11 protein-coding genes are annotated in these 11,858 nt (G+C 62.1%); 9 read left to right on the top strand and 2 right to left on the bottom strand.

The window, feature by feature from the left end:
- Positions 1–92: 92 nt before the first annotated feature.
- Positions 93–755 carry a hypothetical protein gene (locus GTP41_RS22200; protein ID WP_161027770.1) on the top strand — a complete coding sequence of 221 codons (663 nt, stop codon included), beginning with the start codon at positions 93–95 and terminating at the stop codon, positions 753–755.
- Positions 756–813: 58 nt separating this feature from the next.
- On the opposite strand, the gene GTP41_RS22195 is transcribed toward GTP41_RS22200, so the two are convergent.
- Positions 814–1,665 carry an MBL fold metallo-hydrolase gene (locus GTP41_RS22195; protein WP_161027769.1) on the bottom strand — a complete coding sequence of 284 codons (852 nt, stop codon included), beginning with the start codon at positions 1,663–1,665 and terminating at the stop codon, positions 814–816.
- A 101-nt stretch (positions 1,666–1,766) separates the two neighbouring features.
- Between GTP41_RS22195 and GTP41_RS22190 the strand changes: the two genes are divergently transcribed.
- The 7 genes from GTP41_RS22190 to GTP41_RS22160 all read left to right on the top strand — a co-directional run bounded on the left by GTP41_RS22190 (position 1,767) and on the right by GTP41_RS22160 (position 10,706).
- Positions 1,767–2,666: a LysR family transcriptional regulator gene (locus tag GTP41_RS22190; protein WP_161027768.1), complete on the top strand. Its 900-nt coding sequence runs from the start codon at positions 1,767–1,769 to the stop codon at positions 2,664–2,666.
- A 175-nt stretch (positions 2,667–2,841) separates the two neighbouring features.
- Positions 2,842–5,697 (top strand): 2-oxoglutarate dehydrogenase E1 component, encoded by a 2,856-nt coding sequence (locus tag GTP41_RS22185; protein ID WP_161027767.1) that lies wholly within the window; start codon positions 2,842–2,844, stop codon positions 5,695–5,697.
- Positions 5,698–5,772: 75 nt separating this feature from the next.
- Positions 5,773–7,017, top strand: coding sequence for a 2-oxoglutarate dehydrogenase complex dihydrolipoyllysine-residue succinyltransferase (gene odhB, locus GTP41_RS22180; RefSeq protein WP_161027766.1), 1,245 nt, complete (start codon positions 5,773–5,775; stop codon positions 7,015–7,017).
- Between the two features lie 54 nt (positions 7,018–7,071).
- Positions 7,072–7,395, top strand: a complete 324-nt coding sequence (locus GTP41_RS22175) for a PspC domain-containing protein (RefSeq protein WP_161027765.1) — start codon at positions 7,072–7,074, stop codon at positions 7,393–7,395.
- A gap of 3 nt (positions 7,396–7,398) precedes the next feature.
- Complete coding sequence (lpdA, locus tag GTP41_RS22170; protein ID WP_161027764.1) at positions 7,399–8,832, top strand: dihydrolipoyl dehydrogenase; 1,434 nt, start codon at positions 7,399–7,401, stop codon at positions 8,830–8,832.
- 108 nt (positions 8,833–8,940) lie between these two features.
- Positions 8,941–10,038 (top strand): cell division protein ZapE, encoded by a 1,098-nt coding sequence (gene zapE / locus GTP41_RS22165; RefSeq protein WP_161027763.1) that lies wholly within the window; start codon positions 8,941–8,943, stop codon positions 10,036–10,038.
- A gap of 14 nt (positions 10,039–10,052) precedes the next feature.
- On the top strand, positions 10,053–10,706 hold the full coding sequence (locus tag GTP41_RS22160; RefSeq protein WP_161027762.1) for a hypothetical protein: 654 nt from the start codon (positions 10,053–10,055) through the stop codon (positions 10,704–10,706).
- Here GTP41_RS22160 and GTP41_RS22155 read toward each other — a convergent pair.
- Positions 10,703–11,509 (bottom strand): PP2C family protein-serine/threonine phosphatase, encoded by an 807-nt coding sequence (locus GTP41_RS22155; RefSeq protein WP_161027761.1) that lies wholly within the window; start codon positions 11,507–11,509, stop codon positions 10,703–10,705. The two genes, GTP41_RS22160 and GTP41_RS22155, sit on opposite strands and share 4 nt — an antisense overlap.
- 139 nt (positions 11,510–11,648) lie before the next feature.
- On the opposite strand from GTP41_RS22155, the gene GTP41_RS22150 reads away from it, so the two are divergent.
- Positions 11,649–11,849 (top strand): YdcH family protein, encoded by a 201-nt coding sequence (locus GTP41_RS22150; protein ID WP_161027760.1) that lies wholly within the window; start codon positions 11,649–11,651, stop codon positions 11,847–11,849.
- Positions 11,850–11,858: the final 9 nt, after the last annotated feature.

Below are 11,858 nucleotides of genomic sequence, written 5' to 3'. Positions count from 1 at the left end.
CATGTTGCGACGAAGTCGAGCACCGCGCGGATCGCAAGTACTCAACCCTTCGCTACATACAGGGCTATTCCTTCTAATATAAAGGGACGATTATGCAGTTTCGACGATTTTTGCTTGCTGCGTTAACCAGCGCGCTTGTCACGGGCTTGGCCCATGCAGGGCAAGATGCCCCTCGTGTTCCTCACGCCATCTATACCCAGGCAGGATTCCAAGCGGATCCTGCGGCGAAGGAGTTCGCCGATTGGCAAAAGCGCTTTCAGGCTGATTGGGATGAGATGTACAGCAAGGCGAAGCCGAGCGAAAAGGAGGAATTGATCGAGCAGGCGCCAGGCTTGTTCTCCAATTCGATCGAATCAGGCAAGAAAGGAATCTCTTTCAAGTCCTATCTGGTGAAATCGCTATATGCGGGCGATGCCCGCATTACCAGCGCGGGCGTCATCGCCAAGCGCATGATGCTGCACGAATCGGTAAAGCCGGTTGGGTTTGGTGGAAAGTATGAGCAGGACGGCCACACGGTCGAGATCTGGTACATGGCGCTGCATGACATCAGCGCCTTGAGCATGGCCGAATTCCAATCGGCGGCGGCCTATTCGGCTTTTGAGAAGCTAGAGCTTCCGAAACTGAATTCAGGCATACGCGGCACATGGCCGGTCTTGCTCTTCACACGTAACAAAGCCGGGCAGCTCATGCTCTACGGCCACTCGAAGGAAATGCTGGATATCTCGGCGAGGGCGGCGGACCGGCAGTACTACTAGTGCCGAGCCCGTGTCAACCAAAGGGTCTGACCCCAAGGTTGACACGGGCTCGGGTGTGTTACCACTTCATTTCGCCTTTGGCGACCTTGGCGCTCAGTTGCAGTGCGCTTTCCAGGCCGGCGCTCGGGTAGGCGGACTTCATGGCGGCAATCAGGGCGGCGCTGTCGGCGGCGGCCGGGGTGGCGGCTTCGAAGCGGCGCACGTAGTCGGCGGTGTAGCTGATGGCGTCCGGCGTGTAGCTGATGCCGGGGGCGAAGTGGCCGGGGACGACGGTGGTCGGCTTCAGCTTGGCGATGTCGTCCAGTACGGACAGCCATTGGGCGCGCGATTCGGGCGTTTGGGTGTCGGCGATCCAGACGTGCAGGCCTTTGAACAGGACCACGCCGCCCACTACGGCTTTGATCGAGGGGATCCAGACATAGGTGCGGTCGCCTTGGCCCTGGATCTGCAGCTTCTGACCTTCCAGTTCGATATCACCTTGCAGCAGCTCGGGCATCACCACGCCGCTCGGGGCGTTGGCGCCGAGGATGGGGCCCCAGTAGGCGACCTTGGCTTTGCCTTTCTTTTCCATGGCGGCGATGGTGCTGCTGCGGGCCACGATGCGGGCTTGCGGGAAGGCGGCTTTCAGTACGTCCAGGCCGAAGTAGAAGTCGGGGTCGCCGTGGCTGATATAGATGGTGGTCAGGCGCTTGCCGCTGGCTTTGATCTGGGCGGCGAGCTTTTCCGCTTCGGCGCGGGAGAACTGGGCGTCCACCAGCACGGCGTCTTTCTCGCCTTTCACCAGTACGGAGGCGACCGGGAAGATGGCGGCTTCGCCTGGATTGAAGACTTCCAGCGTGAGCGGGGCGGCTGCGTTGGCGCTGGCGGTTGCGCCCAGGGCGGCGAGGGCTACGGCGGTAAGCTTGATCATGGTGCGGTTCCTTTGTGTTGGTTGATGCTTGCCAGTGTAGGGCGTCTGACATGATCGAAAAATAGGGTATATTGAAACGGTTTATTGCTTAACTCGTTCATATGGATAGGATTACTTCGGCCAATGTCTTTGTCACCATCGCGGAACGCGGCAGCCTGGCGGGCGCGGCGGAGGCGTTGGATATGTCGCGTGCGATGGTGACGCGCTACCTGGCGGAGATGGAGGAGTGGGCGGGGGCGCGTTTGCTGCACCGGACCACGCGCCGCCTGGGGCTGACAGCGGCCGGGGAGGTGACCTTGGCGCGTTGCCGTGAGCTGCTGGCACTGGCAGGGGCCATTCCGGCGGCGGGGGATGCGGGGGCGGGCGAGCCGCGCGGCTTGCTGCGGGTGGCGTGCGCGCAGTTCCTGGCGCAGACGGCGCTGGCGGAGGCGCTGGCGGGCTTCCTGCGCCGCTATCCGCGAGTAACGCTCGATTTACAGGTCGATAACCGGGCGGTCAACCTGGTCGAGCAGCGCATCGACCTGGCGATCCGTATTACCAATGCGCTGGAGCCGAACCAGATTGCGCGCAAGCTGGGCGAGTGCCGCTCGATGCTGTGCGCGGCGCCGGCGTACCTGGCTGCGCATGGGCTGCCCGCTGCGCCGCAGGACCTGGCACGGCATAATTGCCTGGCCTATAGCTATTTCGGCAAGAGTGTGTGGGAGCTGGCGCGCGCGCCGGAGGGGGGAGTGGCGGTGCCGGTGGGCGGCAATCTGACCTCGAACGAGTCGATGGCGCTGCTGGCGGCGGCGGTGCAGGGCGCGGGCATTGCGCTGCAGCCGCGCTTTGTGGTGCAGCCGCTGGTCGCGGCGGGGCAACTGGTGGAGGTCTTGCCGGAATGGCAAGTACAGGCGCTCGGCATGCATGCCATTTATACATCGCGCCAGCATATGCCCCCGTCGTTGCGGGCTTTGCTGGACTATCTGGCGGACTGGTTTACAAGGCGCGGAGCGGAGTTTTAGTTGTTGCAGTTCAATGACACGTGCTATCCTAAGCGACCGTTTTTGGAAATGCTGGAAACAATAAAGCCCTTCCCCACAACTTGATGTGCAATCCGCTAACCGGTCAGGCCGTGTCGCGGAAGGTTGATTAAACCCGCTAATTCCTCGCGAAGCGCGAAGAAAGGTGAGCAAAGAAATGATGCAACAAAAGACGTCCACGTCCTACCTCTTTGGTGGGAATGCGCCGTACGTAGAAGAACTGTACGAAGCGTACCTCGAAAATCCTGGCTCCGTGCCAGACAACTGGCGCCAGTATTTCGACGCCATGCAGAACGTGCCTGCAGTCGACGGCAGCGCTAAACCAGACGTCATCCACTCGTCCGTCATCGCCTCCTTCGCCGAACGCGCGAAATCGGGTCCGATCCGCACCATCGTCGCTTCGTCCGACGCGGAAATGGGCCGCAAGCGCGTGGCCGCTACCCAGCTGATCGCAGCCTACCGTTATTTGGGCTCTCGCTGGGCTAACCTGGATCCGCTGCAGCGCCAGGAACGTCCGAACATTCCTGAACTGGAACCGTCCTTCTACGGCTTCACCGATGCCGACCAGGACACCGTCTTCAACATCAGCAACACCTATTTCGGTCCAGAGACCGCGACCCTGCGCGACCTGACCAACCTGCTGAAGGACACCTACACCCGCTCCATCGGCGCGGAGTACATGTACATCTCCGACCCGGCCGAAAAGCGCTGGCTGCAGGAGCGCCTGGAGTCGATCCGTTCGACCCCGAGCTTTACCGCCGAAAAGAAAAAGCACATCCTGGAGCGCCTGACCGCCGCTGAAGGCCTGGAACGCTACCTGCATACCAAGTACGTCGGCCAGAAGCGCTTCTCGCTGGAAGGCGGCGAGACCTTCATCGCTTCGATCGATGAAATCATCCAGCGCGCCGGCGAAAAAGGCGTGCAGGAAATCGTTATCGGTATGGCCCACCGCGGCCGCCTGAACGTGCTGGTGAACACCCTGGGCAAAGCGCCTAAGGACCTGTTCGAAGAATTCGAAGGCAAGCACGCCGACGACCTGCCAGCCGGCGACGTGAAATACCACCAGGGCTTCTCGTCCGACATCTCCACCGCAGGCGGCCCGGTCCACCTGTCGCTGGCGTTCAACCCGTCCCACCTGGAAATCGTCAACCCTGTGGTTGAAGGTTCGGTGAAGGCGCGTATGGACCGTCGCGGCGACGCGCAAGGCGCGCAAGTGCTGCCGATCCTGGTGCACGGCGACGCGGCATTCGCCGGCCAGGGCGTTGTGATGGAAACCCTGAACCTGGCGCAGACCCGTGGCTACGGCACCGGCGGCACTGTGCACATCGTGATCAATAACCAGATCGGTTTCACCACCTCCGATCCGCGCGATGCACGTTCCACCATTTACTGCTCCGACGTCGTGAAGATGATCGAGGCGCCGGTTCTGCACGTGAACGCCGACGATCCTGAAGCCGTGGTTCTGGCTTCCCAGATCGCGATGGATTACCGCCAGCAGTTCAAGAAAGACATCGTTGTCGACATCATTTGCTACCGCAAACTGGGCCACAACGAGCAGGACACCCCGGCGCTGACCCAGCCGCTGATGTACAAGAAGATCGCCAAGCACCCAGGCACCCGCAAGATGTATGCGGACAAGCTGATTGCGCAAGGCGTGATTCCGGCCGACGGCGGCGACGCCATGGTGGCCGAGTACCGCGCTGCGATGGACCAGGGCAAGCACACCATCGATCCGGTCATCTCCAACTTCAAGAACAAGTTCGCCGTTGACTGGCTGCCGTTCCTGAACCGCAAGTGGACCGACGCGGCCGATACCGCCGTGCCGATGACCGAACTGAAACGCCTGGCCGCCGCCATCACCACCGTGCCAGCCGACTTCAAAGTGCACTCGCTGGTGGAAAAAGTGCTGGGCGACCGCGCCAATATGGGCAAGGGCGAAATGAACCTGGACTGGGGCATGGGTGAACACCTGGCCTTCGCGTCCCTGGTGTCCTCCGGCTACGCCGTGCGCCTGACCGGCCAGGACGCCGGCCGCGGCACCTTTGTGCACCGTCACGCTGTGCTGCACGACCAGAACCGTGAACGTTGGGACGCCGGCTCCTACGTGCCGCTGCAGAACATCTCCGAAGGCCAGGCGCCGTTCACCGTGATCGACTCCGTGCTGTCCGAAGAGGCCGTGCTGGCCTTCGAGTACGGCTACTCGACCGCTGAACCGAACACCCTGACCATCTGGGAAGCGCAGTTCGGCGACTTCGTCAACGGCGCCCAGGTGGTGATCGACCAGTTCATCAGCTCCGGCGAAGTGAAGTGGGGCCGTGCTTCCGGCCTGGTCATGATGCTGCCGCACGGCTACGAAGGCCAGGGCCCAGAGCACTCGTCGTGCCGCCCAGAGCGTTTCCTGCAGCTGTGCGCTGACAACAATATGCAAGTGGTGCAGCCGACCACCGCAGCCCAGATCTTCCACGTGCTGCGCCGCCAGATGGTGCGCCAGTTCCGTAAGCCGCTGGTGATCCTGACTCCTAAGTCGCTGCTGCGTAACAAGGATGCAGGTTCCCCGCTGGAGCAACTGGCCAAGGGTGCGTTCCAGACCGTGATCGGCGAAGTGGACGAGTCCATCGACGCCAAGAAGGTCAAGCGCGTGATCGTCTGCTCGGGCAAGGTGTACTACGACATCGCCAACACCCGCAAGACGCGCGGCGTGACCGACACTGCCATCATCCGTGTCGAGCAGCTGTATCCGTTCCCGCACAAGGCCTTCGCTGCTGAACTGAAGAAGTTCCCGAACCTGGCCGAAGTGGTGTGGACCCAGGACGAGCCGCAGAACCAGGGCCCTTGGTTCCAGATCCAGCACAACATCTTCGAGGCCATGGAATCGGGCCAGAAGCTGGCATACGCCGGCCGTCCTGCTTCCGCATCGCCTGCCGTGGGTTACTACGACAAGCACTACGCGCAGCAGAAAGACCTGCTGGAAACCGCGTTCTCGAAGCTGAAGGGCTTCATTCTGACCAAGTAAGCGCTTTTTAGCGGGTGAGCCGCCTGCCACGAGCAGGCGGCATACAAAAACACAAGATACGGAGTAAAAACCAAAATGGCACAAATCGAAGTTAAAGTTCCCCAACTGTCCGAATCCGTCGCTGAAGCGACCCTGCTGACCTGGCACAAGAAAGTCGGCGAAGCTGTCGCGCGCGACGAGAACCTGATCGACGTCGAGACCGACAAGGTCGTGCTGGAACTGCCGGCTCCAGGCGCTGGCGTTATTGTGCAAATCATCAAAGAGAACGGCGCGACCGTGGTTGCCGGCGAAGTGATCGCCATTATCGATACCGACGCTGCCGCCGGTGCCGCGCCTTCGGCTCCTGCTGCTGCCGCTGCGCCAGCTGCTGCCGCTCCAGCCGCTGCTGCCGCCGCCGACAAGTCCGGCGTGGCAATGCCTGCTGCTGCCAAGATCCTGTCCGAAGCCGGCATCGCCGCTTCCGACGTGGCCGGTTCCGGTAAAGACGGCCGCGTGACCAAGGGCGACGCCCTGGCAGCGGTCGCCGCACCGAAACCAGCTGCTCCAGCACCGCTGGCGCCTGCTGCTGCCAAGCCAGCACTGCCGAAAGTGGCTGCGCCATCGGCCGCCAACCTGGGCGACCGTCCGGAAGAGCGCGTGCCAATGAGCCGCCTGCGCGCACGTATCGCCGAGCGCCTGCTGGAATCCCAGTCCACCAACGCCATCCTGACCACCTTCAACGAAGTGGACATGAAGCCGGTCATGGACCTGCGCAACAAGTACAAGGACAAGTTCGAGAAAGAGCACGGCGTCAAGCTGGGCTTCATGTCCTTCTTCGTCAAAGCCGCTGTGCACGCGCTGAAGAAGTACCCGATCCTGAACGCTTCGGTCGACGGCAACGACATCGTCTACCACGGCTACTTCGACATCGGCATCGCCGTGGGTTCCCCACGCGGCCTGGTGGTGCCAATCCTGCGCAACGCGGACCAGATGACCATCGCTGAAATCGAGAAGAAGATCGGTGAATTCGGCGCGAAAGCCAAGGAAGGCAAGCTGACCCTGGAAGACCTGACCGGCGGCACCTTCTCCATCTCGAACGGCGGCACCTTCGGCTCCATGCTGTCGACCCCGATCATCAACCCGCCACAATCGGCCATCCTGGGCGTGCACGCGACCAAGGACCGCGCTGTTGTGGTTGACGGCCAGATCGTGATTCGCCCGATGAACTACCTGGCGATGTCCTACGACCACCGCATCATCGACGGCCGCGAAGCAGTCCTGGGCCTGGTGGCGATGAAGGAAGCGCTGGAAGATCCGGCGCGCCTGCTGCTGGACCTGTAATTGGCCACTGGCCGCCCGCAAGGGCGGCTTTTCGCGTTAATGAAGAGAGGTTAAATGAGCGTCTCCGAAGAACTGAAGCGCCTGCACGAGCTGCACCAGGCCGGCGCCCTGAGCGATGAAGAATTCGCCCGCGCCAAGGAAAAGCTGTTGCAAGGGCAGCCGTCCGGCGATTTCGCCACCGAGTTCAGCAGCCTGCGCCGCGCGCGCAATGACCGCTGGCTGGGCGGCGTGTGCGGCGGCATCGGCGCCCGCACCGGCGTCGAATCCTGGATCTGGCGCCTGGTCTTCGCATTGTTCACCGCCACCTTCGGCTTCGGCCTGCTGATTTACCTTCTCTTGTGGATATTCGTCCCTGAAGACGAAATGACTGGGATCTAAAACATGAGCAACAAACAATTTGACGTAGTAGTTATCGGCGCCGGTCCTGGCGGCTACATCGCCGCCATCCGCGCAGCACAGCTGGGCTTCTCCGTGGCCTGTATCGACGAATGGAGCAACGACGCCGGCAAGCCTGCCCCGGGCGGCACCTGCACCAACGTCGGCTGCATCCCATCCAAGGCGCTGCTGCAATCGTCCGAGCACTTCGACCACGCCTCGCACGGCTTCAAAGAGCACGGCATCAACGTGGAAGGCCTGTCCTTCGACGTGGCGCAAATGCTGAAGCGTAAGAACACCGTTGTGAAGCAGAACAACGACGGCATCCTGTTCCTGTTCAAGAAGAACAAGGTCACCTTCTTCCACGGCCGCGGCGCATTCGCCGGCGCCGCTGGCGCGGAAGGCTACCCGATCGCCATTTCGGGCCCGACCACCGACACCATCACCGGCAAGCAGATCATCGTCGCCACCGGCTCCAACCCACGCGCACTGCCAGGCGCGCCATTCGACGAGAAACTGATCCTGTCGAACACCGGCGCCCTGAACATCGAAACCGTGCCAGCCAAGCTGGGCGTGATCGGCGCCGGCGTGATCGGCCTGGAACTGGGCTCCGTATGGCGCCGCCTGGGTTCGGAAGTGACCGTGCTGGAAGGTCTGCCGACCTTCCTGGGCGCAGTCGACGAGCAGATCGCCAAAGAGGCGCACAAGCTGCTGGTCAAGCAAGGCCTGTCGATCAACCTGGGCTGCAAGATCTCCAAGGTCGAAGCGGGCAAGGACAACGTCACCGTTGAATACACCGACGCCAAGGGCGAAGCGCACAAGTCCGTGTTCGACAAGCTGATCGTGTCGATCGGCCGTACCGCCAACACCATCGGCCTGGGCGCCGACAAAGTGGGCCTGGCGGTCGACGAGCGCGGCCTGGTCACCGTGGACGAAGACTGCAAGACCAACCTGCCGAACGTATGGGCGATCGGCGACGTGGTACGCGGCCCGATGCTGGCGCACAAGGCGGAGGAAGAGGGCGTTGCCGTGGCCGAGCGTATCGCCGGCCAGCATGGCCACACCAACTTCAACACCATCCCTTGGGTCATTTACACCCATCCGGAAATCGCTTTCGTGGGCAAGAACGAGCAGCAGCTGAAGGCGGAAGGCATCGCTTACAAAGCCGGCACCTTCCCGTTCCTGGCCAACGGCCGCGCGCGCGCGCTGGGCGATACCAGCGGCATGGTGAAGTTCCTGGCCGATGCGACCACCGACGAGATCCTGGGCGTGCACATTGTCGGCCCGATGGCTTCCGAGCTGATTTCCGAGGCGGTTGTGGCGATGGAGTTCAAGGCCTCGGCCGAAGACATCGCGCGCATCTGCCACGCGCACCCGTCGCTGTCGGAAGCGACCAAGGAAGCAGCGCTGGCTGTTGATAAGCGTACGCTGAATTTCTAAACCGGTAAACCAGTGCCTGACCCGCAGGGTCAGGCACTGGGGCCCGCGACCGTCGCGTCATAGGTGTCTGACCCTGTGGGTCAGACACCGGTTTACCGGTTTTAATAAATGAACGTCCAAGAGTTTTACCAGCACGCGCTCTCGCAGCGCGACTTCAAAGCCGACGCCGCCCAACAGCGCGCCGTCGACCGCCTGCAGCAGTGCTACGACGAATGGGTGCAGTACAAATCCCAGCGCTCGAACAGCTTCAAACGCCTGATCAACCGTCCAACACCCCCGCGCGGCGTGTACATGTGGGGCGGGGTAGGGCGCGGCAAATCCTTCCTGATGGATTCCTTCTATTCGGTGATCCCGCTGGTGCGCAAAACGCGCCTGCACTTCCACGAATTCATGCGCGACGTGCACATGCAGCTGGACGAACTGCGCGGCATGGAAGATCCGCTGGACGAAGTCGCCAAACGCATCGCCAAGAAGTATCGCCTGATCTGCTTCGATGAATTCCACGTATCGGACGTGGCCGACGCCATGATCCTGTACAACCTGATGAAAGCGCTGTACGACAACGGCGTGTCCTTCATCATGACCTCGAACTACGAGCCGTCCACCCTGTACCCGGACGGCCTGCACCGCGACCGCATCCTGCCCACCATCGCCCTGCTGAAGGAGAGGATGGACGTGCTGAACGTGGACGCCGGCGTCGACTACCGCGGCCGCGCGCTGGAGCAGGTGGAGGCCTACTACACGCCGCTCAACGCCCAGACCGACCACCAGCTGCGCGAAGCCTTTGTCCGCATCGCCGAGACGGCCGATGAAGACCCGCGCATCCACGTCGAAGGGCGCGAGCTGAAAGCCCTGCGCCGCGCCGGCACCATCGTCTGGTTCGACTTCGCCACGCTGTGCGGCGGCCCGCGCTCGCAGAACGACTACCTGGAAATCGCCAGCCGCTTCCATACCGTGATATTGTCCGGTATTCCGATGATGTCGGCCGGCCAGTCGTCCGAAGCGCGCCGCTTCACCTGGCTGATCGACGTGTTCTACGACCAGAAGGTCAAGCTGATCATGTCGGCCGAAGTGGAGCCGGAAGAGCTGTACACGACCGGCGCACTGGCCAATGAATTCCACCGTACCGTGTCGCGCATCGTCGAGATGCAATCGCGCGAGTATATGGAGAAGGAACAGCGCGGCGCCGCCGACAAGCTGTCCTGAAATAGGAGAAGAAATTGAAGAACTGGATCTGGCTGGCTTGGATGCTGCCTGCGGCTGCCATGGCGCAGGACATCGGCCGTCCGGCGACGATTGGCGCCCCGCGCATCCCGCAAACCCACTCGCTCGAGCAGGCCGACGCGCGCCTGCTGCAGGTGAAGCAGGACCGCGAGGCGGTGGAGGCGGAGTACGCCGCCAGCGAACAACGCTGCGGCGAAAAGTTCTTCGTCAACGCCTGCCTGGACAAGGCCAAGGAGCAGCGCCGCCTGCGCCTGGCGGAGCTGCGTTCGGTGGAAGTGGAAGCGAGCCAGTACAAGCGCCGCCTGGCGGTGGAGCTGCGCGACCGCGAGCTGGAAGACCGCGCCCAGAAGGACGCGGCGGAAGCGGCTGACAATGCGGCCCAGCCCAAGCCGGCCAAGCCGGACCCGGACAGCAAGCCGGGGCCCAAGCCGGCTGCCGTATCGCTGGAGCAGCGTCAGGCCGAGCACGACGCGCGCGAGCGCGCCCGCGCCGCCAAGGCTGCGCAGGAGGCGCCGCAGCGCGCCGCCAAGGTGGAAGCGTTTGAGCGCAAGAAGGCCGCCGCCGAAAAGCGGCAGGCCGAAATCAAGGCCAAACTGGCTGAAAATGAAGAGAAGAAGCGCCGCGCCGAGGCGGCGCAGCAGAAGAATTAGATCGCCTTGCGCAGCTTCTGCACGGTGTAATTCACTTCTTCCTTGGGCGGGGCCACCAGTTTCAGGATGGCCATCGAGCAGTTGTCGCCCTTGCCCTGGGCCCGCTCGCGGGCCTTGTTGATCAGGAGTTCGGCCGCCTCGCGCGGCGACTTCTTGGCGATGACGGTGGCCAGTTCCACGTCCGCAAAATACGACCACAGCCCGTCCGAGCAGAGCAGGAAAGCGTCGCCGGCTTTCAGGTTTTCCTGCAGGCCGAAGGCGACAAACGGCTCCTTCTGCTTATTCCCCAGCACATTGTTCAGGAGCTTGGCCTGGCGGTGCTTGCGGGCCGCGTCTTCCGGCAGCTTTTCCTGTTCCATCAGGTGGGCCACATATTCGGCATCGCTGCTGCGGCCGACGCATTCCTTGTGGTCAAAGCGATACAATCTGGAGTCGCCCACGACCGCCCAGGCCGCCTGGCGCTGGGGCGTGAGCAGCATCAAGACCATGGAAGCCTGCGGTTCGCTGGCGCCGGTGCGCGGGTCCATCACCAGGATCTGGTGCACATCGTGCGCGATTTCGCGCAGGAATTCCTCGACACGGGCCAGGCTGACCGACTCCGAGGCGCGGTATTCATCAAACAATTGTTTGGCCGTGTGCAGCACTTGTTCCGCGCCGGCAGCCCCGCCGCTCAGGCCGTCGGCCAGCACAGCCAGTACATAGCCGGGGGCTTTCGGCGCTGTAAACAGCGCTACGCGGTCGTTCTGTTGGGGCCGGCTGCCGACATGCTGGGCGGTTCCGGCCTCGATCTTATACGTGCTCATAGGGTCTTGACAGCTTCTTTCCAATGTCCACCTGAGTTAAACTATGCACCTGTATGCAGTTTTGTTGCAAGTATAGATTGTTGTCCAAACGAAACTGTAAGTAAACGCTCAACGCAATCGTGCAGACGACTTTCGCCTTATGATCAACAAAGAAGAAATCCAGCGCCGCATTATAGAGCTCGACGTCGAGCACCGCGACCTGGACGCTGTGATCGAAATGCTGACCCTGGATGGTCACCATGATCAACTTCAGTTGCGCCGCCTCAAGAAGCGCAAATTGCAGCTGAAAGACTATATCACTCTGCTGAAAATGCAATTGGTGCCCGATGTACCGGCCTGAGCAGGGCCA

Origin of the sequence: Pseudoduganella guangdongensis (assembly GCF_009857475.1) — a bacterium.
In the GTDB taxonomy this organism is placed as follows: domain Bacteria; phylum Pseudomonadota; class Gammaproteobacteria; order Burkholderiales; family Burkholderiaceae_D; genus Rugamonas; species Rugamonas guangdongensis.
The sequence above is the reverse complement of the archived record's forward strand: the minus strand, read 5'-3'. Positions and strand labels throughout refer to the sequence as shown.